Annotated in this window: 20 protein-coding genes and 1 tRNA gene; 9 read left to right on the top strand and 12 right to left on the bottom strand. The window is 31.3% G+C overall.

The annotated features are described in order from the left end of the window. Positions 1-172 precede the first annotated feature (172 nt). Entirely contained in the window at positions 173-2,050 is a 1,878-nt protein-coding gene (locus OS191_RS08155) for a T9SS type A sorting domain-containing protein (protein WP_267155209.1), read from the top strand. A gap of 159 nt (positions 2,051-2,209) precedes the next feature. Here the strand turns inward: OS191_RS08155 and OS191_RS08150 are convergent, their stop codons facing one another. From OS191_RS08150 to OS191_RS08130, 5 genes are all read right to left on the bottom strand, one after another. Beyond that, positions 2,210-5,434, bottom strand: a complete 3,225-nt coding sequence (locus tag OS191_RS08150) for a CHAT domain-containing protein (RefSeq protein WP_267155208.1) — start codon at positions 5,432-5,434, stop codon at positions 2,210-2,212. Positions 5,435-5,450: 16 nt separating this feature from the next. Then, positions 5,451-6,191 (bottom strand): tetratricopeptide repeat protein, encoded by a 741-nt coding sequence (locus tag OS191_RS08145; RefSeq protein ID WP_267155207.1) that lies wholly within the window; start codon positions 6,189-6,191, stop codon positions 5,451-5,453. Between the two features lie 4 nt (positions 6,192-6,195). Further along, positions 6,196-6,765, bottom strand: coding sequence for an RNA polymerase sigma factor (locus OS191_RS08140; RefSeq protein WP_267155206.1), 570 nt, complete (start codon positions 6,763-6,765; stop codon positions 6,196-6,198). Positions 6,766-6,867: 102 nt separating this feature from the next. Next, a complete protein-coding gene (locus OS191_RS08135; protein ID WP_267155205.1) occupies positions 6,868-8,010 on the bottom strand; it encodes a hypothetical protein in 1,143 nt (380 codons plus the stop codon). 80 nt (positions 8,011-8,090) lie between these two features. Beyond that, positions 8,091-8,549, bottom strand: coding sequence for a VHS/ENTH/ANTH domain-containing protein (locus OS191_RS08130; protein ID WP_267155204.1), 459 nt, complete (start codon positions 8,547-8,549; stop codon positions 8,091-8,093). Positions 8,550-8,728: 179 nt separating this feature from the next. Here OS191_RS08130 and OS191_RS08125 point away from each other — a divergent pair, with 179 nt between their 5' ends. The 6 genes from OS191_RS08125 to OS191_RS08100 all read left to right on the top strand — a co-directional run bounded on the left by OS191_RS08125 (position 8,729) and on the right by OS191_RS08100 (position 17,236). After that, positions 8,729-9,106 carry a DUF8840 domain-containing protein gene (locus tag OS191_RS08125; RefSeq protein ID WP_267155203.1) on the top strand — a complete coding sequence of 126 codons (378 nt, stop codon included), beginning with the start codon at positions 8,729-8,731 and terminating at the stop codon, positions 9,104-9,106. A gap of 3 nt (positions 9,107-9,109) precedes the next feature. Next, on the top strand, positions 9,110-10,087 hold the full coding sequence (locus OS191_RS08120) for an FAD:protein FMN transferase (protein ID WP_267155202.1): 978 nt from the start codon (positions 9,110-9,112) through the stop codon (positions 10,085-10,087). Positions 10,088-10,188: 101 nt separating this feature from the next. After that, positions 10,189-12,051: a tetratricopeptide repeat-containing sensor histidine kinase gene (locus OS191_RS08115; protein ID WP_267155201.1), complete on the top strand. Its 1,863-nt coding sequence runs from the start codon at positions 10,189-10,191 to the stop codon at positions 12,049-12,051. Between the two features lies 1 nt (position 12,052). After that, a complete protein-coding gene (locus OS191_RS08110; RefSeq protein WP_267155200.1) occupies positions 12,053-12,802 on the top strand; it encodes a LytR/AlgR family response regulator transcription factor in 750 nt (249 codons plus the stop codon). Positions 12,803-12,900: 98 nt separating this feature from the next. Beyond that, entirely contained in the window at positions 12,901-15,465 is a 2,565-nt protein-coding gene (locus tag OS191_RS08105; RefSeq protein ID WP_267155199.1) for a T9SS type A sorting domain-containing protein, read from the top strand. A 484-nt stretch (positions 15,466-15,949) separates the two neighbouring features. After that, positions 15,950-17,236, top strand: coding sequence for a hypothetical protein (locus OS191_RS08100; protein WP_267155198.1), 1,287 nt, complete (start codon positions 15,950-15,952; stop codon positions 17,234-17,236). A gap of 20 nt (positions 17,237-17,256) precedes the next feature. Here the strand turns inward: OS191_RS08100 and OS191_RS08095 are convergent, their stop codons facing one another. The 3 genes from OS191_RS08095 to map all read right to left on the bottom strand — a co-directional run bounded on the left by OS191_RS08095 (position 17,257) and on the right by map (position 19,331). Further along, complete coding sequence (locus OS191_RS08095; protein WP_267155197.1) at positions 17,257-18,021, bottom strand: class I SAM-dependent methyltransferase; 765 nt, start codon at positions 18,019-18,021, stop codon at positions 17,257-17,259. A gap of 63 nt (positions 18,022-18,084) precedes the next feature. Next, positions 18,085-18,459: a GxxExxY protein gene (locus OS191_RS08090; protein ID WP_267155196.1), complete on the bottom strand. Its 375-nt coding sequence runs from the start codon at positions 18,457-18,459 to the stop codon at positions 18,085-18,087. Between the two features lie 53 nt (positions 18,460-18,512). Beyond that, positions 18,513-19,331, bottom strand: a complete 819-nt coding sequence (map, locus tag OS191_RS08085; protein ID WP_267155195.1) for a type I methionyl aminopeptidase — start codon at positions 19,329-19,331, stop codon at positions 18,513-18,515. A 120-nt stretch (positions 19,332-19,451) separates the two neighbouring features. Here map and OS191_RS08080 point away from each other — a divergent pair, with 120 nt between their 5' ends. Continuing rightward, the gene (locus tag OS191_RS08080; protein WP_267155194.1) at positions 19,452-20,723 is read left to right on the top strand and encodes an acetyl-CoA hydrolase/transferase family protein; all 1,272 of its coding nucleotides are present in this window, start codon (positions 19,452-19,454) and stop codon (positions 20,721-20,723) included. A 66-nt stretch (positions 20,724-20,789) separates the two neighbouring features. Here the strand turns inward: OS191_RS08080 and OS191_RS08075 are convergent, their stop codons facing one another. The 3 genes from OS191_RS08075 to OS191_RS08065 form a co-directional block, all read right to left on the bottom strand. Further along, entirely contained in the window at positions 20,790-21,203 is a 414-nt protein-coding gene (locus OS191_RS08075; protein ID WP_267155193.1) for a BT0820 family HAD-type phosphatase, read from the bottom strand. A 38-nt stretch (positions 21,204-21,241) separates the two neighbouring features. After that, complete coding sequence (gene gpmI / locus OS191_RS08070; protein ID WP_267155192.1) at positions 21,242-22,759, bottom strand: 2,3-bisphosphoglycerate-independent phosphoglycerate mutase; 1,518 nt, start codon at positions 22,757-22,759, stop codon at positions 21,242-21,244. Between the two features lie 96 nt (positions 22,760-22,855). Further along, complete coding sequence (locus tag OS191_RS08065) at positions 22,856-23,299, bottom strand: GNAT family N-acetyltransferase (RefSeq protein WP_267155191.1); 444 nt, start codon at positions 23,297-23,299, stop codon at positions 22,856-22,858. 159 nt (positions 23,300-23,458) lie between these two features. On the opposite strand from OS191_RS08065, the gene OS191_RS08060 reads away from it, so the two are divergent. Beyond that, positions 23,459-23,531, top strand: a tRNA-Gly gene (locus OS191_RS08060). Positions 23,532-23,679: 148 nt separating this feature from the next. Here the strand turns inward: OS191_RS08060 and pepE are convergent. Then, positions 23,680-24,387, bottom strand: coding sequence for a dipeptidase PepE (gene pepE / locus OS191_RS08055; protein WP_267155190.1), 708 nt, complete (start codon positions 24,385-24,387; stop codon positions 23,680-23,682). Positions 24,388-24,438: the final 51 nt, after the last annotated feature.

Raw genomic sequence — 24,438 nt, 5'->3', positions numbered from 1 at the left:
TTTATATCCATAGACTTTTATACCAATTCATAATATATATTGACTGAATAGTTAATTGCTTATAAATTTTTTAGACTTAGATATTTCAATTCGTTAAAATGTAATTTTATTCGTGCTCACATTTTTTAATGTTTTCGATGTTAGTTTATATAAACATATAAAGCTATTAATTATGAAACGAATTTTATTTTTTATGACACTATTTTGTGTCTCATTGAGTGCTCTTGCTCAGAACGAATTTACAGGAGATGGTGATGGTTATAGTTGGGAAGACCCTTATAATTGGTCTTATTTGGATGTGCCTCAAGATGGCGATGATATTTTGATTGATGGGTATTTTGTTTATTACGGAGGTTTTTCGTTTTATCAATATGAGTCATTGGAACTTACAAACTCTGCTAATCTTTTTGTACAAGGTGATATTTATTTAATGGGCGATCTTATCGTAGATGCGTCTAGTACTGTAGAATTATACATTTATGAAATTGATATATACACCAAAATATATTGCAATTACTATTTTTTCAATGGTAACATGGTTATAAATATGCCTGGATTTGCTCCTCAAATAGGGGATACATTCAATATTATTGAAGGAGATCAAGGGTCTTGTGGAACAGCAACAACTCTTTTTGTACCAGAAAACCAAACTTCTGGTATTGAAGTTACTTTTGGTGTTGAATGTGAGTATGATGGAATTTATTACACAGTAACTGGTGTTAATTATTCAACTGCTAAAGCTTGGGATGGAGAAGGAGGAGATGGTCAATGGAATACAGCTGCTAATTGGGCTCCAAACGGAGTTCCTATGGCAGATGACATCGTTTATATTAACGTTCCAGGAGCTGGTGGGGCTGCTTATACTAACGGCGCAGGTGTAACGCATGTAAAAGAAATTATAGTAGGACGTAATAATACGCTTGGTATTAATGGTGATTTATCGGTGTATAGCGGCATAAACAACAATATGGGAGGTGCAATACTATGGAATGCTGGAGAAATATCGAAAGAAGATATTAATAGACAATGCTTATTAATTAATTACGGAAGTTTAACTCTAGATACTTCAGGTTTAAAAGCCTTAGAAGATGGTTTTGAAATTTGGGCTTTTGAATCTGATATTGACCATAATCAAGGTGATTTGAATATTAACAATGGTAAAATTATGATATTTAATTATGTAAACTATAACATAAATGCAGATAATATTACTATAGGTTATACCAGTGGAACTAATCATTCTTTTGATATTAGAGGTGCTTATGGCATCACAAAAACAACAGGTTCTGGGACTTCAACTATCAACTTAACTAATTTATATAGTAATGCAAATATTATTAGTGAGATGGGAACTTTGGCCTTTACAGAGGATATAATTCAAGGTGCAAACTCAAATTTTGGAGGAAGTGGATTGATACAATTTCCAACGAATTTTGAAGTAAATTCTGATATATCTCCAGGGAGTTCTCCGGGTATCTTAACCATTGCAGGAGATTTAATTGCAGGAGCTGATACCGTATTTAATATAGAAATTGATGGTCCAACCGTTGATCTAGAATATGATAAATTAGTGATTCAAAATAATGCTGACATTAGTGGAACTCTTAACATTATCTTAAGCTATTTACCACCAAGCGATGCTATTTTTGAAATTATTTCTGCTGCTTCGCTTAATTCTAATAATTTACCAGAAACAATAGAAGCAGATTATGGAGGGAATTTTGTTATTTTCAATGTTGAAGCTGTAAACAACTCCATTTACTTAGTAGGTCCTGGAGCAACTTTAAGTGTCGATAACCTTATGGCTTCGGAAACCTTAAGTGTGTATCCAAATCCTGCAAAAGATGTCATAAATATTAAAATGGAAAAGTTACTTGAAGGTGAGTGGCATTTAGTTAATCAATTAGGACAAGTTGTAATGAGCGGAGAGGTTACTTCTACAGAAACCATGATTCCTATAAATAGGTTAACCAATGGTGTATATTTCTTAAATATTAAGGAAAAAACAACCAATAAAAGTATCGTAAGAAAAATAGTGATTGCAAATTAAAAACAGAAAACTAAAAACCATCATTTTTAAGTGATGGTTTTTTAATGCTCACATTTTTTAAGGTTTCCGATATATAAATAGCTATTAATTATTAAAGAGGGATTTCTTAATTATTTTTAGTTTTTAAAAAAGCTATCAGTACATACTGATAGCTTTTTGTTATTTATTACGCTGCTTTCTTATAATAATAAATAATAATATGAAGAGTATTATAATACCAGTAATCCAAAAAATGCCATTAGAAGATGTAGAAATATCAATAGGAGTAGTGTCTCCAATTAAAACTAAGCCAGCCCAATATTGCGGATTTATAGTTCGGCCTTTAGCATTTTTAAGATATTCTAATTTTGCTTGTTGCAAGGCGCTGTCTTTAGCCATACCTTTTTTAATATTATTATAAAAAAGTGCAATAATTTCTGTACTAGATTGTTCGTCAACTTTCCAAAGACTGGTTACAATACTTTCACTTCCAGCATAATTAAAAGCATGCGCTAAAGAGATCATACCTTCTCCTGCTTGATAGGTAGGTTTACCTGTTTCGCAAGCTGTAAGTATGGCTAAATTAGAGGATAAATTAGTATTGTAAATTTCATAGGTAAATAAATAACCATCGTCTATTCCTGTTGTGTCTGTAGATTTTGCAAATACCAATCTAGAAAGTTCGGGTGATAAATTATTAGATTCTGCATGTGTGCCAATATGAATGATTTTATGCTCTTTGGCGCTATTTTTAAAGATGTGTTCGGTAGATTTTTCATTTAAAAAAGATTCTCCTTTAAAAAGTTGTGAAGATTTTTTTGCTAAATCTTTTGTAAACGGTTGTGGTAAAAGTGTTAGGTAGGTTTTGTCAATATCTAAAGAATCTTCAATTTTTATATGATAGTTCTCTTTCATCTTATCGTTAAATTCCGGTACAAAAGCAATGAAATTATCTTTATAATCCATGGGTTTACTTTTGTTATCAATTAAAAATAAACTGTAATTGTAAGAGATAATATATTTAGAAAGTAGACTATGGGTAGCTAGTTCAGAATAAGATGTTATTTGTTTATCAGTTAGTATTTCAAAACTTAAATTAAATAACTCTTCGTCTGGAATTATAACAACGTTTTTAGTAGTAATATTGGCTTCCATTGGTTCCCAAAGCTGTTTGTATAAAGTGTTGATGAGCGTGTTTGAATCTTGAAAGCTTAAAATATTATTAAGTAATTTTTGAATGGTGTTTTGCTGTTTGGTAAACTGTAATTTAAATAAATTAGTTTGAGAATTGTCTATAACAAATGCGTATAATTGTGTATCTATAAACAAATACCTAATAACTGTCGTATTTTCTGGTACATGTTTTTTTATATCTGTTAAAGATTCTTCAATGGTGCCATAACGCATTTTGTAATATCTTGGATACATCTGTTTTAAAGAATCCAAATAAGAATCCCATTCTTTGTTAGCATGAATAAAATCATTCATATTTCCTGTACCTTCTAAAGAAGCAGTTAATTTGTTTTTAATATTATTTTCTCGATCGGTAATTTGTTTAGGAATATGAGAGAAAGATAGGTTGTTTTTTAAGTTTAGTCTAGAACGTATTCGGTTATATATACTCGATTCATGTAAACTAATTAATTTATTAAGATATTTTGAATTTTGAGTTTTTGTGTATAATTCTAAAATTATTTTTTTTTCGAAAGAACTTATGGCTTGATAATCTGACAATAAAATGTTGATGTCTTCGTGCTTATAGATAGTGGTTTTTCGTTTTTCTAAAATGCTTGTCGCTTTATTTAAATCTTTTACTAAACCTTGCAGAAATACGCTGTCTTTTTCTGAATTTAAGAAATATTTAGCCGAAGTTTCTAATAAAATAAGTTCTGGTTTGTTAAACTCTATTTGAATAGAATCTGCTTTAGGACTCACCTTATTTAAATAATTCTTAGCCTCATCAACCCATCTTAAAGTATTGCTGTAATCTTTGATTGTATAATTTACTTTAACCAAGTTTAGGAATTGTTTTAAAACGTCGAAATTGTTCTCTCCACCATTTTCTATAATGTAATTATATGCATTTGTGGTAATAGCTAAAGCCTCTTCTGGTTGGTTGTTTTCGGCTAAAAAAAGTGCCTTATTCCTTAGGAAGGATAGAAACTCTTTGTCGTATGTGTTGTCTAATGCTATTTTAAATAATAGCTCACTATCATTGTAATATTTCATGGCCAATGGAATGTTGTCTTTAGCAGCATAAGCTTCGGCTAAGGCATGATTGGCTGCAGCTTTCCAATAGGGGTTGTCATCGTGAATGTTGTTTAATTGCTCCAGTCCTTTATGAAGATTAACAAGTGCATCATCAAACTCTTTAAGAGATAGTTGCGATTGTCCTATTTGAATGAGGTTTGTAGGCAAACTAGCATCAGTTGCTTCAACTAAAGTTTTCTTTTTTTCGTAGGCATAGACAATAAGTTCATAGGCTTTTTTTAAATTCCCTTGTTCGTTATAAAAAACAGCTAAATTTGAAATAGCTCGTGCTTGAAATCGTTTAGCTTTAGAAACAATATTATCATCTTGATAATTATTTATAACAGTTTCATAGTTTAAAATAACCTGATTTTGAATGTCTATGGCTTCAGATAAGTTGCCTTGAGTATACTCTAAAAGCGATAGGTTGGATTCTATAACGGTAACCAGATATAAGTTTTTAAGAGGATTTCCTTTGGATGAGTTTATCGCTTTTATCGCTTTTGAATAAAAATATTTTGCACTATCTAGTTTTGAGGACATCCACATAGTTGCACCAACAGCATTGTAACCGTCTGATAATTGTTCTTTAGAAGTTGAAGGATAGGCTTCATAATGTGTTAGTGCTTTTTTAAAATAGATTTTAGATTCGCCTACATTGCCTAAGGATAAATAAGTTGCTCCAACATTGTATTCTACTTTTCCTATTTCTTCTAAAGTAGCATCTGTAGTTTGATTTACAATCTCTAATGCCAATTTTGTATGCTCTAAAGATTTGGTGTTATTTCCTATTTCATCATAAAAATTAGCTAGATCTAATAAAGCTTTATAATAAGTATGCTTGTTTTTAGTTTGGTTGTTTAAGCTTTTTAGAAAAGCTTCAGCTTTTATAGATGCATTTTTTGCGTTAGAATTTAGCAACTCTATTTTGCCAATATAATAAGGGTAATTGTATAGTGAGTCTGTAAGATTATGTGTCTTAATATAAGCTAATTGTGCATTTACAGTAGAATCAGCTTTTTTTGTAGAACCTTTTAATAAAAAGGAATCAATGGTTTTTAAATTTAAATAATCCTGAGTTTGTCCTTGACTATTTTGAATAAGAAACAGTGAAAGCAATAAAAAAATACTGAAATAACAAAAATCTCTATTCATAGAGTTGAAAATTAATTTATTCTTTTAATTTACTAAGAATCTCTTTGCTATTATCGAATGTGCTTAAGTTTAAGTATTTTTTAGCTAGTTCTATATTCTTTGCTTTTAAATAAGCTAATCCCAAATAATAATAGGCTTCGTTTTTAAACGTATTTTCTTTAAGTTGAGTCACTTTCTGTAAATATGTCATGGCTAACTCTTCCTTGTCATTAGCTAAATAAGCCGAACCTATAAAATAATTTAATGTGTCGTTTTCTGGTTTTTTTATAAGTAGTGGTTCCCATTTAGAAATAGCCAAATTATAATCTTTTCGTTTATAATTTACCATAGCATCGTAGAAGATAAAGTTATCGCTTGAACTCATGGTCGTTGGTAATCCAGGATCTGGCGAATAATACTTGCTGTATAAGTTTGTGTGAGATTCTTTGTTGAAAAACCAGTAACTGCCTAAGGAGATTACAAATACAGCTGCAATTGCAATCAGTTTTTTAATGTTCAAGTATCTAATCTTTGAAGGCTCTTCTATTGGAGTGTTTGTTTCAGGAAGTTCTTTATGGAATTCATCCAGTTTTTCTTTTAAGGCTTGTGTTTCAATGCCTAAAAGCATGGTTTTAATATCGTCCACTTGATTTTTAAAATCGGGATTGCTCCTAAGCTTTTCTTCAAAAGCCGCTAATTCTTCGAACGTCATGTTTTTTGTAATATAACGCTCTATATATTCCAACTCTTCTTGTGTTATGTTGTAATCTGGGTTCATGCTATTAATTATCTTTCAGGGCTAATTCTCTTAATTTTTGCATGCATCTATATTTTTTGTTTCTTGTAGATGCAGCGTCTAATTGCAGTTCTTCTGCAATGGTATTCATAGATTTTTTTTCAAAATAAAACTTGGTCAATAAATTTTTACATGGTAAGCCCAAGTTTTTAAAAGCTTCCATGATATCTTGTAATCGGTTTTCTTTTAAAATGTCATCATGTTTATCTAGAGAATCTGTATTAGATATTTGAAAGTGATTTAATTTGGAAGTAACCACTGTTTTTTTATGATGTTTTGACCGTAAATAATCCATCCATTTATTTTTTGAAATGGTATATAAATAACCGTTTAAAGAATGATTGTTTTGGGGTTGAAATTTATTTGTTTTTACATTTTTCCAAACGGCAATAAAAGCTTCTTGGAAAATGTCTTTTGCATGTTCCGTAGTGCCACTATTTTTTAAAACAAAAGCTTCAATTTTATAAAAATTGGATTGGTATAAGGTTTTTAAAACACCTTCATCATTTATTTTAATGAGCTCAATAATTTGAGTGCTATCTGTCTTTGTATTCAATTGGATATCAATTTTCTGTATCTTAATTTAAAGATAATAGAAAGTCGGAATAATTCGCATCATATTTGACGAAGTGTATTTTATTAAGATGAACTGAAAATTTTAGTAGCCATTGTTTGTTTCTTCTAACTGTTGCCAATTATAATCGTTGGTTGTATTGTCCGTATTTGGGTTATATAAAGAGTTGTCTGTTGCAATATATTCATTGTTATTATTCATCCAAACATTGTTTTGGTAACCATCAACTTTATAGATGTTTCCTGAAGGATCTGTCATATTTCTTCTTTCATAAATTCCATCAATATATTTTGAATGACTAGCATCTGAAGCTGTTTGTCCACTTCTCCAGTTATTATACTGGTTGTCTAAAGCCTGACTACTAGCTCTTCCTGCCGCACGAATTTGTTCTCCATGCGCTTGTATATTTGCCATGCGTTGTTGATGTGCAGCATTATTTTGTAGTGCCGTTTGTGCATAATACTGATTATGCACCTGTATCCATTTAGGGTTTATTTCAAAGTTAACCAACGAGTTTATATAAGCATTTTTAGCATAATCATATTCAGATTTTGGAGCCAATAAACTGTTTAAAGTGTAACCCCAATCCAAACCACCAATGCTTGTATATTGTGCAATATAATATCTTACAATAACCATCATTAATTTGCCGTCTGTACTTTCCCATTCGGTTACTATACAATCATTTTGTCTTTGTTCTGGAGTAGATTTAAAGAGGTAACTATTAAACCTATTGTCAAACTGCGCTAATTGTGGTAAAGGAAACTGGTTTTTAAATCGAAATCCTTCAGCTTCTACCAAAGGTTTTAATTCCTCTTCTATTAAACGCTGAATGTTTTTTACAGGTTTTACTTGACTTCCTGTTTGCAAAGTATATTGATTTCTTTCTGGACTATTTGAATAAAAAAATGAATTTGAAACTTCGCCAAAAACTTGAATACCATCAGGTCCTTCAAAATATATATTTTCAGAATTCTGTTCTTTTTTTGTCCAATTATTAGGAATAGGCATGGCTCCAATGGGCATGCCAAACTGCTTGTTCATAACGTAATAAGGTTTTATGGCATGTTTTTTACGCTTTTGTTGAATGGGTTTGGCTTCTTGATTTTCAAAAGTGTTTTCAGTATCGAAACTGTATTCAGTAAATTCGGTATTTTCTTTGTTTTCTCCACAAGAGAAAATTAAAAGTAGAGCCAAAATAGAGTAGAAGTAAGTTGAGCGTTTCATAATATTTGTGTTATACAAGCATATCGAAACAACTTAAAAATGTCATCAATTAATTTCTTCTAATTATTTAAATGAAGAGTTTAAGCAGAAACTAGGGGTCTGTTTGGATTGTTTTTAATTTCATATTGAAACAATTCCGAGCAATCCATGACATCGGGAATTTCATCCAATTGACATAAATACGCAACCACAGCCGAAAGACCCAAAAACAAGACATCTTTATCTGTTGGATTTTTAGGTCTTTTGTTATTATGGTTAAGAGGCAATTGATAGCCACAAGCTTTTAGAAATTCGGCTTCAATTTGTAGTAATTCTAAAGGTGAATACCCATTAAAGGTCTTTCCGAAATTTTGATTGACCAAGCCCACATAATTTAAATTTAAAGAACCATGTTGATCAGAAAAATGTTTCCAAGAATCGGTAGTATCTAAAATATTTCCAACAGCACATTGCTTGCAGCATTCTGGATGCAAACCATCATTTTGAAAAGCAGTGTATAGTTTTTGTATGGCTAACTCTAATCTTTTAGTCGTTCCCATAGGTTTAGTATTTAATTTTAAAACTATAAGATACTAATTTTGATGGTTTTATGAAGGATGTGTTTTGATTTTAACATTATCGGATTATAAATATCTTCCACGATTCACAAAATTATATTTAAGAGTTAAACTATATTTAAATCTGTTTGAGACAAAATAAATAATAGTAATTTTGCAGTATGAAAAAAGCACTTTCAGAACAGGAATTACATTATTTGGCCATGAACCATGTTGGAAAAGAATTAGAAGAACGCGGGTTTGAATTTATAGCCATTAATAGCAAATTGAAGAAACATCCTCAGTTTGTATGTATGGATCAGAATAAGCAATATTTTTTTGTGATTGTACGTGCAGTAATTCTTCCAGAAAATCCAAATAATTACGATATTGTTTGGATGGAATCCTTTAAAAAACATGCCTTAGATAAAGATGCTAAAGTGTTGTACGCAGGAGTGGGTTTAGGAAATCCAGACAGTGAAGATTTACCAGTTTACTTAAATGAAGAATACCTAATTGAATACAACGGGATTCAAGTTATCGAAACAAATTTGAATTAGAATATGAAAAAATCTGTCATTCTATTATCATTAATAGGTCTATTTCTATCCTGTAAGCAAGAACCTAAAAACACAAAACTATCTGGCGAAGTTTTTGGAACGGGTTTTTCTGTTATTTACGATTCAGATATAAACTATCAAAAACAATTTGATAGTCTGTTTTATGTCGTCAATAAATCCATGTCGACCTATCAGACAAATTCTGATATTTCAAAAATCAATAAAAATGAAGCTTTTATAATTGATGAACATTTTGCACATGTTTTCGATACCTCAAAAGAAATTTACAAACAAACTAATGGTGTTTTCGACCCAACCATTGGAGCTGTTGTAAATGCTTGGGATTTTGGGCCAGAGGGTAAATTAGAAAGCTTAGATAGTACAAAAATAGACAGCTTAATGCTTGGCGTTGGTCTTGATAAAGTTATTAGAACTAATTTTACTATCGAAAAACAAAATCCTAATACATTTATAGATTTTAATGCCATTGCCAAAGGATATGGTGTGGATGTTATTGGCAGGTTTCTAGAGAGCAAAAATATCCAAAATTACTTGGTTGAAATTGGTGGAGAAATTAGAGCTAGAGGGACAAATATTGAAAAACAAGCTGCATGGAAAGTAGGCGTCGAAGAGCCACATTTTGATGGCACACAATCTATTTTAAAAGCCATATCTATCCAGGATGAAGCTATGGCAACATCAGGAACCTATAGAAAATTTAGAATAGATAAAGACGGAAATAAGTACTCACATATTATAGATACAAAAACCGGATATCCTAGTAAAACCAACTTGTTGAGCATTTCGGTTATAGCTAAAGATTGCATGACTGCAGATGCTTATGCAACGGCTTTTAAAGCTATGGGAGTCAATGCCGTGAAAGAGTTTTTAAAATATCATCAAGAACTTAAAGTCTTCCTAATTTATGAGAATGATAAACAAGAATTTGAAACTCTGTCTTTAAACAACTTCCCAGAATAGTAAGAATTTTCTATTTTAGAAGCTGAAAAGCATTTTTTAGAAGTTACTCCCATTTTTATTTAACTAATAATCCCAAATTTGCTAGAACCATTCCAGAGCTTATGAAATTTAAAATTACCTTTTTTTTATTTTTAATTATTAACTTCTTAGGTTTTTCGCAAGTGCACGAATTGGATAGTATTGAAAAACTAATTGCAATTCATAAAAAAAGAGATACAACTCGAGTAAACCTTTTAAATCAGGTAACGAAGTTTTATACAACTCAAGATATTTCAAAAAGTGAAACCGTATTAAATGAAGCAATTGGAATTAGTAAAGAAATTAACTTTACACAAGGCCTGGCAGACTCTTATACAAACTTTACTTCTTTTCATGTGCAATCTGGTAAATATGATAAAGCATTAGAGTTGGCTTTAAAAGCAAAAAACTTACAAGATAGCATAAACGATATTTCTGGATTGATTTATACAAATAGTAGTATAGCAAGAATATATAATCATTTAGATGAATCTAATAAGGCAATAGATATACAATTAGAAAATTTAGAAATATTAAAAAAATATCCTAATAGAAACATAGAAGCTCAAGTTCATTTTTATTTGGGAACAGCATATGAAGAAATAGAAAAATATAATGAAGCAGAGGTTCATTATTTAGCAGCCAAACAAATAGCAGAATCTGTAAATTTTGAAACGGGAATAGCAATTGCTAATTCTTCATTAGGTGTTATAGAAAATAAAAGAAAAAATTATAAATCTGCAATAAACTATTTAAATCAATCTTTAATTTTTTTTAAAAAAAATAATCAGCAAGCAAATATTGCACACTCTAATCTTGAACTAGCAGTTGCATATGCCAATACTAGTAGGGTTAATGAAGCTATTTTAGTAAATGACGAGGCTATTAAAATCTACAAAGAGCAAAATAATATTAAAAACTTAAGTAGAGCATATTTAGAACAAAGCCATTATTACAAACAAAAAAATGATTACTTAAATTCTAGTAAATTTCTAGAAGAACATTATAAAATAAAAGACAGCATTTTTTCAAAAGAAAAAGTTTCTGTAATGGAAGAGATGCAAACTAAATACGAAACCGAAAAAACAAAAAAAGAAAAAGAACTTGCAGAACAAGAAGTGGCTATTATAAAATTAGAAAGCCAAAAAAACAGAAACTTATTTTTAGGTTTACTAGCAATTACAAGTCTCTTAATAACCACTTTGTTATTTTATTTTAGTAGAATAAAAGCTAAAAAGAAAGCCGAAATAATTACTTTAGAACTGCATGAAACCCAAAAACGTTTGGCGATAGAAAAACAATTCAAAGATTCAGAATTAAAAGCATTAAAAGCACAAATGAATCCGCATTTTATTTTTAATGCACTAAACTCTATTCAAGATTATATAGTATTAAATCAGAAAAATTTAGCTAGTGATTATTTAGGAAAGTTTGCCGATTTAATTCGTAATTATCTTCATTTTAGTGATACAGGATTTATTTCTGTTCCAGATGAGGTGCATAATTTAAATCTCTATCTAGAACTAGAGAAGCTTCGTTTTGAAGATAAATTAGAGTATACTTTTCAGGTAGATGATACTGTAAATTCTGACACTATAAATATACCAACTATGCTAATTCAGCCTTATGTAGAAAATGCATTAAAACATGGTTTGTTACATAAAAAAGATAATAGAAAATTAAAAATTTCTATAAATAAAGTTTCGGATAAAATTATAGAATGTATTATTGAAGATAATGGAATTGGAAGAGAAAAATCAAAAGAAATAAATAAGAAAAGACAAGCGCAGCATAAATCATTCGCCTTAAAAGCAACTACAGAAAGATTAGATTTATTAAACTATGGTAGCGAAAAGAAAATTGGTGTAGAAATAATAGATTTAAAAGAAAACGATCAAGCAACTGGAACTAAAGTGGTTTTAAAAATTCCAATTTTAAAAAATTAATATGAAAGCACTCATAATTGATGACGAAAAAAAAGCAAGACAAGTTCTTCAAATTTTAGTAGAAGAGAATTGTCCTAAAATCACTCAAATTTTAGAAGCCGAAGATTTGCTTTCTGGTGTAGAGCTTATAAAAAAAGAACAGCCAAGTATTGTTTTTTTAGATATTGAAATGCCAGAACATTCTGGTTTAGAAATCTTAAATTTTATTGAAAAAGAAGTACATAATTTCGAAATTATATTTACCACAGCATATAGTGAATATGCAATACAAGCTTTTCAATTATCTGCAATAGATTATTTGTTAAAACCAGTAAGGCCTAGTCAAGTAAAAGAAGCTGTTGAAAAAGCTGTTGCTTTTTTAGGGAATTCTGAAATCAATCAACGACTTACAGAACTTAAAACAAGCTTACAAGATTCTAACTTTAAAAAAATTGGCTTACCAAATGCAGATGGCATTAAGTTTGTAAATTTTAACGATATAATTATGCTAGAAGCAGATGGAATGTATACCAATGTTTCAACAATTAATGATGATACTATCTTGGTTAGTAAACCATTAAAATTCTTTGTAGAGATTCTCCAGAAAATTAAAACCTTCTATCGTCCACATCGTTCTCACTTAATAAATCTTTCCTATATAAAAGAATACATTAAAAAAGATGGTGGTTATATTATAATGGAAAATGATAAAACAGTATCTATTTCAAACGATAAAAAAGAAGAGTTTTTAACCATAGTACAAAGCATTTAATTGGTTTAGAAGTTGAAACGCTAGTTTCAGAAATTGACTACAAAAAACATCTTACATCTTTAACATCTTTGTTTCATAACTATTAATCAATTTTTATTATGAAATCAAGAATACTTTTAATCCTACTTTTAATTGGAAGTGCCACCTTTGCGCAAACATGGAATCAAGTTGGTGCAACACAATTTACAGATTTTGCTAGTGATGGCGCTATGGCTTTTGATAATACTGGCGCAGCTTACATAGCATATGTTAATCCTATAACAAACAATGTACATGTGATGAAGTTTAATGGTACAAGCTGGACGAACGTTGGAGGAACCGCAGCGGTATCTACTACCCAAGCGGCCAATGTTGCAATTGCTATTAGACCTTTAGACAACCAGCCAATAATTGCTTTTCGAGGTACTTCTAATAATGCCATGCATGCTTTTAGACGTAACGGTACATATTGGACCCCAGTTATAAATAATGTAACATTTGATGAGGATTTATCAGATAATAAATTGCAAATCCAGACAAATGCTGCTGGTGACATTAGAGTTGCAGGTAGAAGAACAGATCAAAAGTTAACCATTGTGGAAGAAACTTATGGCGGTGTGCAAACGGTATTTACAGAGAATTTAATTCATACAGATAACCAATATAATGGTGATCATCGCTATGATTTTAATTCCTTTGATCAATATTACACCAGTTGGGAAGATAATTTAAATAGTAGTAGAGTCGGATTACGAGATGTTGGCGCTGCATATAACGTATGGGATTACTCTGTTTATGTTAGCGGAGCAACGCTTAAAAATATTTCAGGAATTGCTGATGAAAATTATCTTGCAGTTTTTAATGATGTATACAATAGTTCTGTAGACTATGTTAGGGTGTATCAAGGCACTAGTGCAGCGCATATTAAAAATGTTCCTGCAGCTCATGATATTGTGAAATTTAGAAAGAGTAGTACAGATGATAAATTATATTTAATGTATGCAGACGATACTACGGAGGATTTGATTTTTGAAAATTTTAATAAAAACACAAGTGTTTGGTCTACTTTACCTGCTGTTGGATTAAATAGTGGTATTGCTAACTTTTTTGTGCAAATGGAAATGAATCCTATAAATGGAAACATATATGTATTGTATTTAGATGGAGCTAAAGCTTCTGTGAAAACTTATACCGTACCACCTGCATTAAATCAAACCAAAATGTTTGTAGATGAAAATGCAACAGGAGTTTCAGATGGTTCCTCATGGGCAGATGCTTATACTAATTTGTCAAGTGCATTAGATAATTTAGGAGCAAGTACAACAGAAATTTGGATTGCAAAAGGGACTTATACACCACATGCTACAAGTAGAGGAGAATCTTTTACTTTTAATCAAAATGACCTGCAACTTTATGGTGGTTTTGATGGAACAGAAACAACATTGTCAGATAGGGATTTGTCATTAATACATACTACAAATGAAACCATTTTAAGTGGCGATTTATTAAACGATGATGATGTTAATATTAGTTATAACAATGCTACCAGAGATGATAACAGTTTAAGAGTGGTACAAATTAATGCAAATAATATTGTTTTAGATGGTGTTACCATTGCTAATGGTTATGCAGATGCTTCTAGTGGAGAGGGCCGTTTTGGAGCAGGATTAGACACAGATGATAGCGTGACAAACTTTACTATTAAAAATTCCGTTATAAAAAATAATGTGGCATGGTGGGCCGCTGGCTTAATGCTAGCATCTAACATGTCTTCAGCAACGATGACGATAGATGCTTGTATTTTTGAAAACAATTTGAGTAGTCACTCTACTACATTTTATGCTTTGCCAAGAACCAATAGAACCATGTATTTCAATTTAACAAATACCTTAATTAAGAATAATAAAACCCAAGACAATAATTCTTCAAGATTAGGACATGGAACTGCCGCAGGATGGATTAGAGCCTATTATCCTAGCTCAACCATTCATGCAAAAGTGGTTAATAATACTTTTGTGAATAACGAAAGTTTAGGTTCGCATCCCGCTTCGGATTTTCCTGTGCTAGGAATCAGTAAGGTGGATGGCACATTCGGACTTTCTATTTCAAACAATATATTTTGGGGTAATACTAATTATGCTTCTACAACATCCTATGCAATTGGTAGGGCAACCGATAGTCATCCTAGTACTACAGCAATTCACTACAGTATAGATGAAAATGGTTTTTCTAATCATACTTATTTAAACAATACGAGTAATGCTAATCCAATGTTTACCGATGCAGCTAACGAAGATTTTACCTTACAAACTGTTTCCCCGGCTATAGATGCTGGAGATAATTCTAAAGTGCCAGCAGGAATTACTACCGACTTGCTAGGTAATTATAGAATTCATAATACAACAGTAGATATGGGAGCTTATGAATATGGCGCTACTTTAGATATACAAGATTTTGAAACTAAAAACGATTTTACAATCTATCCAAACCCAACTTCAAATGTGTTAAATATTAAAATGACACAAGATTTAGTAAAAGCAGAAATTTATAACATACAAGGACAAAAAGTGTTAGAGAGCAGCAGTAAAAGGGTAAATGTTTCAAACCTATCTTCAGGAATGTATTTAATACAAATTGAAGATACTAATGGAAAGAGTCAAACAAAACGATTTATAAAAAATTAAAAGTGCTATTAATCATTCTTTTTTAAAGTTGGGCTACATATGTAGTCCAACTTTTTTTAATATTATGAAGTATTTAAAACGGAATAAATAAGAACTTTTTCTAATACTATTTTATGAGTCAGTATGTGTATCTATAGTTTTCTTAATTTTCGAGAATAATAACGAATTTGAAACGCTGTCTTTAAACAACTTCCCTGAGAACTAATTTGTATTTCTAAATTATTGATGTGTAGCTTTAATGTGTGCTGCTTAGCTCTTGTTCTTTAAGTTGTAATACTTTCATCATTAATTTTTAAGTGTTTATCTTTAAAAAAAAGCAAGAAGGCTTTGTGAAATCGGTATTTAAAAGAAATAATTTAACATTTCAGCGAAAAGTTATTAATTATTATTTTTTCCTACAGAACTTTTATATTTTAGTTATTAACTGGTTGATATGTTGTTGTTAAGCACATGTCAATTTCTTTTCTAAACTAAATTTATAAAAATGAAATCCCTCATACTCACTTTTACTCTGCTTCTTGGTGTTTTCTCGCTTCATGCACAAACCGATCAAGAAATTGGTTCAATCTATATTAATAAAGCTGAAGAAAGCTTTAAAGAAGACAATATGGATGCTGCAAGAGACTATTTTAGAAAGGCAAGATTATATATTAAAGAAATAGACGATAGCAAAGTTGCCAGAATAGGCGCGCTTTTAAGTGATAATATAGGCGACTATCAAAAAGCTCAAATACTTACAAAAAGGTATTTCGATTTAGAACCTGATAAGTCAAGTGATGAATATCTTGAAATGCTAGAATTATATGTAAGTATAGAGGAAGCCTTAGAAGCCAAAAAAATAGCTTATGTTGAAGCGCAGGAAGAATTACTTCGAGTTGAAAATGAAAAAAGACGAATAGATTCAATAACAGATTTATGGACGCAGAAATCTGAAGCTTTTTTTATAGAGATAGACAGTATTGGAACTTTTAATAAATATAATCTAGCAGTTTATAAAGTGAATGATAATCTTGGACTTATGGATCATTTTGGGAATGTAATTATAGAAGCTAATACCTATAAAAGTGCTATGGATTATGATGGCTATGTCTTGCTGATGGATAATAAAGAAAAACCAACCAGATTGTATTGTTATAATGCGACAACTAAAGAAGGGTATCAGCTACCTAGTGTTACACAATTTAACCCCCAAGCTTACCACTATGGAAAAGTGATGCTTCCTAGAACTAATGGTTTGTTGGTAGCATATCCTAATAATGTTTCAAACGTGCTTGTTTTCGACTTAAATACACAGAAATTTCAAGAAGGTTTTGATAAAAAAGAATACTTAAAAACTCTGAAAAAAAACGATATTATTGAAAAATACAATAGCGATCTTCAAATTAAAATAGATAAAAACTGGTACGAATTAGGCGATGCTCTTGGAGGTGGAATTCATCCATTATTTCATCATAATAAAATATATGGCTTTTTGAATACTTTCAATGGAAATATTTACACATCTGATTACTACAGCCATTTTGGAGCTTTTTGTAGTGGAAAATTTCAAATTATTGAAAATGAAAATCACCTTTGGATGGACGTAGATGGTTTGAAATTTGAAGAAAACTCAAATGAAAGTGGGAGCTATACAGGAAACACAAATTTTGTAAAAGATAGTAACGGAAAATATAAAATTCTACAGGAAGTTGATGGAAAAAAAGTTTTAGTTTATGGAGATCAGCAATTACCTATGTTAAATGATTATTTGACAAAATATTCTAATAAATAAAAATAGCTTGCACAGATTTATTATTTGTAAACTACAGGAATAATCTCTCCTTTTGCTAAACAGTATTTTGTAATATCTTCTTCTGAAAGTTGTGTCGTATAATCTACTTCATCTACTTTAAAACCAATACGTCTTAGTTTGTCAAAATAATCTCGTCCATAAATCCGTACATGATCGTATTGTCCAAAAATTCTTGCGCGTTCTTTTCTGTCGGTAATGCTATTATCTTCAAAAGTTTTTTCTCTGGATAAATCTTGAGGTATTTGAAACACGCCATAACCTCCTGGTTTCAGAACTCTAAACAATTCTTGCATGGCTTTCGTGTCGTCAGGAATATGTTCTAATACATGATTGCAGAGAATCATATCATAACTATTATCTTCAAAAGGTAAATTGCAAATATCTGCTTTTACATCTGCAATAGGTGAAAGTAAATCTGTAGTTGTATAATTTAAGTTTTTAAGTTTTCGGAAACGCTTTAAAAAACATTGTTCAGGTGCAAAATGCAAAACTTTTAATTTTTTAGAAAAGAAATTTGTGTCATTTTGTAAATACAACCATAACAAGCGATGTCTTTCCAAGCTTAAGGTTGATGGAGATAATACATTATTTCGCTGCTTGCCATAACCATAAGGTAAAAAGCTTTTAAAGCTTTTTCCATCAATAGGATCTGTAAATGTGTTTCCTTTTAAAAGTAAAGCTAGAACAGGTCGAGCCACATAACTTAATCTAATAAGAATGGGTCTTGGGATGGTGTTTAGTATTATTTTGAATGTTTTTTTCATAAGCAATTACACAGAGATGCGCAGAGCAGCACAGAGAAAAATTAAATATTAGTTTTTATTTTACTAAGCTGTGTTTATAAAACGTTTAATGCCGTTTTTCAATAATTTGGTGTGAAAATTTATTAGTAAGCCTAAGGGATAATTCCCTAACTTCATATAAGTCAAGATTTGAGCAGTATGAACATCTGTAAAACATTCAACTGTTTTTAATTCAATAACAACTTTGTTTTCAACAAGTAAATCTATTCTATAACCGTGATCTAGTTTGATATCTTTATATACTATGGGCATAGCTACTTCTCTTGAAACAGATAATCCCATTATTTCTAATTCATAAAATAAACACTCTTGATAAGCAGACTCTAATAAACCAGGACCCAAAACACGATGTACGTTAATCGCCGCACCAATAATTTTTTCAGTCAACCTATTATTCATATTTCTCTTCGTATCTCTGAGATTTCTCTGTGAATCTCTGTGTTATAATATAACTAAAGAACTAGTGACTCACGTCTAAACTCATCCTCTTCGTTAGAAGTAATCCCTAAAGCTTCATAGATATAGGCAAAAGTTGAAAGCAATTCTGGCTTGCCATTTACAATAGCCACATCATGTTCAAAATGAGCACTTGGTTTATTGTCTAAGGTAGTAATAGTCCAACCATCTCTATGTTGTTTAATTCTATGTGTTCCCATATTAATCATAGGTTCGATAGCCACAACCATGCCTTCAATAAATTTTTTACCACGGCCACGTTTTCCATAGTTTGGCATTTCTGGATCTTCATGCATTTTTCTTCCTAAACCATGTCCAACCAGTTCTCTCACTACGCCATATCCATGATCTTCACAGTATTTCTGAATGGCATATCCAACATCTCCCACACGATTACCAACTTTAAATTCGCGAATTCCTACGTATAAGGATTCTTTTGTTACGTCTAAAAGTTTTTGAGTTTCGGGGGCAATTTCACCTACAGAAAAGGTGTAGGCATGATCTCCATAAAAGTCGTTTTTAATAGCGCCACAATCAATAGAAATAATATCTCCTTCTTGTAAGGGTTCGTTTGTTGGAAATCCGTGAACTACTTGAGAGTTCGGACTCATACAAAGTGTGTTTGGGAAATCGTATAACCCTAAAAAACCAGGGATAGCTCCTTGTTCTCGAATATATTCCTCGGCTAATTTATCTAATTGTAAGGTGGTAACTCCGGGCTTTACCTCTTTGGCAAGCATGCCTAAAGTCTTAGAAACAACTAAGGCACTTTCGCGCATTAATTCTATTTCTTCTTTTGTTTTAACTATAATCATCTTGAAAAAAATATGGACAAAGATACTTAAAATTAAATGGAATTCTTTTTTTAGAAACATGACTTTTGACAGCATTTAGATGATAAATATTGGATATTTTTGTGATTAAATTAAAACACTATGTACAAACCAATTAGTGCAGAAGATGCCGTAAAACTTATTAAGTCTAATAGTAAAGTCTATATTCAAGCAGCAGCTGCAGCACCACAAGTGCTTATAAATGCCATGACTGCTAGACATGAAGAATTACGAAATGTAGAAATTTGTCAATTACACACCGAAGGAGACGCGCCTTATGCTAATCCAGAATTAAAAGATAGTTTTCATGTAAACTCCTTTTTTATCGGGAAAAATGTGAGACACACTCTTAAAGCTGGAAATGGGTCTTATACTCCTGTTTTTTTAAGTGAAGTGCCTTTGCTGTTTAAAAGAAACATTGTAGACGTTCAAACAGCATTGATTCATGTTTCTGTTCCAGATAGACATGGATATTGTTCTTTAGGCGTTTCGGTTGAAGCCACTTTAGCAGCTATTGACAATGCAGATTATGTAATTGCTCAGGTAAATAAACAAATGCCTAGAACTCATGGAGCAGGTATTATCCATATTTCAGAAATAAATGCTTTTGTGGAATGCGATGTGCCCTTACCTGTTCATTTAAACCCGGAGCCAACAGCTATTGAAAGCAAAATTGGCAATCACGTAGCTGGTTTAATTGAAGACCGAAGCACCTTGCAAATGGGAATTGGAAGCATTCCAAATGCTGTATTATCCCGACTTACAAACCATAAAGATTTAGGTCTGCATACCGAAATGTTTTCAGATGGTGTTATCGATTTGATATTAAACGATGTGATTAATGGGAATTTTAAAGGTATCAATAGAGGACGTGCTTTAGCAACATTTTTAATGGGTTCCAAACGGTTGTACGATTATGTAGATGATAACCCGTTTATAGAAATGAGAGCTTCAAACTATACGAACGATGTGTCCATAATTAAATTAAATCCAAAAATGGTTGCCATAAACTCTGCTATTGAAGTGGATGTAACAGGACAAGTTTGTGCAGATTCTATTGGTTCTAATATGTACTCCGGAGTTGGAGGACAAATGGACTTTATTAGAGGAGCTTCCTTAAGCGAAGGAGGAAAAGCTATTATTGCTTTGCCTTCTGTTACAAAATCTGGAATTAGTAGAATTGTACCTACTTTAAAACCAGGAGCTGGAGTTGTTACAACCCGTGCACATGTGCATTATGTAGTTACTGAATATGGTATAGCTAATCTATATGGGAAAACTATTAAACAACGCGTTAAAGCTTTAGTGGATATAGCACATCCAGATCATAGGGAAACTCTAGATAAACAATATTATGAAATGATAGGTTATTAAGTAAGGAAAGAACTTATTTATAAAAAAAACCCACGAAATCATTAATTGAAATTCGTGGGTTTTTAATTATTTTCTAAAAAATGAAAAGAAACCTTTCTTTTTCTCAATTTTAAGTGGATTGTAATTAGGATTAGATAACTTTTGATACACCTCACCCCAGCCTAAGAAACCACCAATATTTCTATCGTCAATAAATAAATCTGCATGAATTTTTCGACTTTTAGTATAGTCAAATTGTTCTTCAGGAAAACTTTTGTTTACGGCGTAGAAGGTCACTCCATTTTCTTTGCAAAAAGCAACAGCTTCCTGAAGTCTAACATCACTTCTATAAGTCCATAAAATAAGTCGGTGTCCATCTTTTTGTAAGCGCTTTAAAGTTTCAAAAGCAAAAAGTTTTGGTTTCCCTATTTTAGGATAAGCATCATCCACGATGGTTCCATCGAAATCGATTGCTAGAATAAGTTTGTCGTTAAAATTCATACCTTAAAGTTGAACGCAAAAATACATAATTTATAATTTTAGATTAATGAATGTTGCGTCATTTTTTCAGGTTGTGTAATTCCCATCAATTTTAATATAGTTGGAGCAATATCTCCTAATACGCCATCTTGAATGGCTTTTATATCATTGTCAATTAATATAATAGGAACCGGATTTGTAGTATGCGCTGTATTTGGTGTGCCATCGGGGTTTAACATGGTTTCACAATTTCCATGATCTGCAATTAAAATAGTCGTGTAATTGGTATCTAAAGCAGTTGTAATAATATTTTCCACACAAGTATCAACAACTTCACATGCTTTTATAGCAGCTTCCATAACACCTGTGTGTCCAACCATATCGCCATTTGCAAAGTTTAAACACACAAAGTCTACCTCACCTTTTTTAAGTTCTGGAATTAAAGCATCTGTTAATTCAAAAGCGCTCATTTCTGGCTTTAAATCGTAGGTTGCTACTTTTGGAGAGTGACGTAAAATTCTCGTCTCTCCATTAAAAACAGCTTCTCTTCCTCCTGAAAAGAAAAAAGTAACATGTGGATATTTTTCTGTTTCAGCAATCCTGATTTGTGTTTTATGGTGTTTTTCTAAAACCTCACCTAAGGTATCCGTTAAATTATCTTTGTTATAAACAACGTGAATGTTTTTATAAGTTTCATCGTAATTAGTCATGGTAACATAATACAAATCTAATTTGTGCATGTTTTGCTCATGGAAATCTGTTTGAGTTAACGCTTCTGTAAGTTGCCTGCCCCGATCTGTTCTAAAATTGAAAAATATCACTACATCGCCATCCTTTATTTTTGCTACTGGTTGATTGTTTTCGTCAACCATAATAATAGGTTTGATAAATTCATCTGTAACTTCATTATCGTAGCTTTTAAGAATAGACTTTAAAGCATTTTTAGAAGTTTCTCCAACTCCATTTACTAAAGCATTGTAAGCTAATTTTACACGTTCCCAACGTTTATCTCTGTCCATAGCGAAATAACGACCAGTAATTGTAGCTAGTTTGGTTTTAGAGTTTACTATAAAATCTTCTAAATCTGTAATAAAACCATAACCCGATTTAGGATCTACATCACGACCATCAGTAAAGGCATGAATGTAAGATTCTGAAACTCCTGAAGTTTCTGCAGCAGATATTAACCCTTTTAAATGATTGATATGAGAATGCACACCACCATCACTCACCAAACCTAAAAAATGAATGGGTTTTTTATGAGTTTTGGCATAATTAAATGCAGCAACTAACTCTGGCTCTAGAGCCAAAGTATTATTTTTTACTGCTAAATTTATTTTAACCAAATCTTGATATACTATGCGTCCAGCACCTAAATTCATGTGGCCAACTTCACTGTTACCCATTTGTCCTTCTGGAAGTCCAACATGTAATCCATCGGTCCTTAAGTTAGCATTTGGATACTTGGTGTAAAGCGCATCTATATAAGGTGTATTGGCATGGTCTATAGCTGAAACTTTTGGATCGGGAGATTTCCCCCAACCATCAAGAATCATTAAAATAACTTTTTTATTCATGGTAAATGACTTTATAAGTCAAAGATAAAAGTTTAAAATGCTTTATGTTCCAAATGAACAAAAAAAGTGAAGATAGCTTTAAAGAGATTTAGGAGTCTAATAAATTAGCTTTTTGAACATAACATAGTGTTTTCCAATGTTTGGAATATTAAATGGTGCTCCAAGTGTTTGGAAGCCTCTATTGATATAAAAGGGAACAGCCACATCACGTGCATTAAACCATAATAAATCTACTTTATTTTGAGAGAGTATATTTTCACCTTCATCCATGAGACGTTTTCCCAAACCTTTTTGTTGAAATTCTTTTAAAATGGCCATGCCACGAAGTTGGTATTGATTTGTTTCAGAAAACAGCTCAGATTTGTTTTTCATAAAACTAGCCACTCCAATAAGTTCCGATTTAGAAAAAACACCTATGTGGAAGGTGCTTTTGTGAGTGTCTCCTTCAAAAACACAAGCTTCAAAAGGTTTGCCTACACGCAAAATGGGCTGTCTTACAGAATAAGTTTCTTTGGCTGAAATTTGTTTTATTTGGTACATGGATACTTAAGTGGGTTTAATATAATAAAAAGACACAGCTTTTATAAAAGGAAATTTGCTCAATTTGAGACTGTTAGTTTAAATATACTCTTGTTTAAGTAAACTTATAATTTTTTTCTTTTATTAGATGAAATTCTTATTTATATTTGCATCAGAAATGCGAGAGTAGCTCAGTTGGTAGAGCGTCAGCCTTCCAAGCTGAATGTCGCCGGTTCGAACCCGGTCTCTCGCTCTAAAAGCTTTATCAAATCGATGGAGCTTTTTTTTATGGCTTTATTTTTTTGATTGTGTAATTTAGGGTGAGAAGTTTATACAGAGCTTAGTCGAAGTAAACCCGGTCTCTCGCTCTAAAGCTTCATCAAAAATCGATGAGGCTTTTTTTATTTTAAAGTATTCAGTTCTGTTTCAGTTTCAGCCTCAAAAGGATTTTTATTATATTCAAAAATCCTAGCAGTTAGGGTGCCCTTCAGGACAATAGAATTTCCTTTAACTCTTAACCAACTGCCTTCTCTAAGTCCTACAACCGGTTGTGTATTAAATTTGTGGAACTCTTTAATTCGTGTTTCTCTAGTTTCTCCCATGTGTTTGTTGTTTGGAATGGGATCTAAATAATGAGGATTGATATTAAAAGGTACTAATCCTAAGGCTTTAAAACTTGAAGGATAAATTATAGGCATATCGTTGGTCGTGTTTATAGTTAAACCACAAATATTACTGCCAGCACTTGTACCTAAATAGGGAGTGCCTTTTTGTATAACCTTTTGTAGCGGCTTTATCAATTGGTTTTTATATAATTGGTTTAATAAGACAAACGTATTTCCGCCACCTGTAAAAATAGCTTCAGCTTGATGGATGGCCTCCATTGGGTCTTCAAATTCATGAATTCCTTTTACTTTTTTATTTATTTTTTTAAATGCTTCTTGTGCTTTTTCTGTGTAATCTTTGTGCGATATGCCTCCCGGGCGTGCATAAGGAATAAAAACAATGGTTTTTACATCCTTAAAAAATACAGCTAAATCATCTAATAAATAGTCCAAATAACCACTTGCATGAAGGGTTGAAGTACTTGCTATAATTAAGTTTTTCATTTACATTAATTTGTCGTAAATTTAAGTAAATACAACATGTAACAAAAGTTA

The sequence above is a fragment of the Xanthomarina sp. F2636L genome (assembly GCF_026410195.1).
GTDB lineage: Bacteria > Bacteroidota > Bacteroidia > Flavobacteriales > Flavobacteriaceae > Xanthomarina.
The sequence above is the reverse complement of the archived record's forward strand: the minus strand, read 5'-3'. Positions and strand labels throughout refer to the sequence as shown.

What these genes read in the sequence shown, in the direction of transcription:
- OS191_RS08155 (WP_267155209.1), top strand. Translation starts at nt 173, where the DNA reads ATGAAACGAATTTTATTTTTTATGACACTATTTTGTGTCTCATTGAGT.
- OS191_RS08150 (WP_267155208.1), bottom strand. Translation starts at nt 5,434, where the DNA reads ATGAATAGAGATTTTTGTTATTTCAGTATTTTTTTATTGCTTTCACTG.
- OS191_RS08145 (WP_267155207.1), bottom strand. Translation starts at nt 6,191, where the DNA reads ATGAACCCAGATTACAACATAACACAAGAAGAGTTGGAATATATAGAG.
- OS191_RS08135 (WP_267155205.1), bottom strand. Translation starts at nt 8,010, where the DNA reads ATGAAACGCTCAACTTACTTCTACTCTATTTTGGCTCTACTTTTAATT.
- OS191_RS08130 (WP_267155204.1), bottom strand. Translation starts at nt 8,549, where the DNA reads ATGGGAACGACTAAAAGATTAGAGTTAGCCATACAAAAACTATACACT.
- OS191_RS08125 (WP_267155203.1), top strand. Translation starts at nt 8,729, where the DNA reads ATGAAAAAAGCACTTTCAGAACAGGAATTACATTATTTGGCCATGAAC.
- OS191_RS08120 (WP_267155202.1), top strand. Translation starts at nt 9,110, where the DNA reads ATGAAAAAATCTGTCATTCTATTATCATTAATAGGTCTATTTCTATCC.
- OS191_RS08115 (WP_267155201.1), top strand. Translation starts at nt 10,189, where the DNA reads ATGAAATTTAAAATTACCTTTTTTTTATTTTTAATTATTAACTTCTTA.
- OS191_RS08110 (WP_267155200.1), top strand. Translation starts at nt 12,053, where the DNA reads ATGAAAGCACTCATAATTGATGACGAAAAAAAAGCAAGACAAGTTCTT.
- OS191_RS08105 (WP_267155199.1), top strand. Translation starts at nt 12,901, where the DNA reads ATGAAATCAAGAATACTTTTAATCCTACTTTTAATTGGAAGTGCCACC.
- OS191_RS08100 (WP_267155198.1), top strand. Translation starts at nt 15,950, where the DNA reads ATGAAATCCCTCATACTCACTTTTACTCTGCTTCTTGGTGTTTTCTCG.
- OS191_RS08095 (WP_267155197.1), bottom strand. Translation starts at nt 18,021, where the DNA reads ATGAAAAAAACATTCAAAATAATACTAAACACCATCCCAAGACCCATT.
- OS191_RS08090 (WP_267155196.1), bottom strand. Translation starts at nt 18,459, where the DNA reads ATGAATAATAGGTTGACTGAAAAAATTATTGGTGCGGCGATTAACGTA.
- map (WP_267155195.1), bottom strand. Translation starts at nt 19,331, where the DNA reads ATGATTATAGTTAAAACAAAAGAAGAAATAGAATTAATGCGCGAAAGT.
- OS191_RS08080 (WP_267155194.1), top strand. Translation starts at nt 19,452, where the DNA reads ATGTACAAACCAATTAGTGCAGAAGATGCCGTAAAACTTATTAAGTCT.
- OS191_RS08075 (WP_267155193.1), bottom strand. Translation starts at nt 21,203, where the DNA reads ATGAATTTTAACGACAAACTTATTCTAGCAATCGATTTCGATGGAACC.
- gpmI (WP_267155192.1), bottom strand. Translation starts at nt 22,759, where the DNA reads ATGAATAAAAAAGTTATTTTAATGATTCTTGATGGTTGGGGGAAATCT.
- OS191_RS08065 (WP_267155191.1), bottom strand. Translation starts at nt 23,299, where the DNA reads ATGTACCAAATAAAACAAATTTCAGCCAAAGAAACTTATTCTGTAAGA.
- pepE (WP_267155190.1), bottom strand. Translation starts at nt 24,387, where the DNA reads ATGAAAAACTTAATTATAGCAAGTACTTCAACCCTTCATGCAAGTGGT.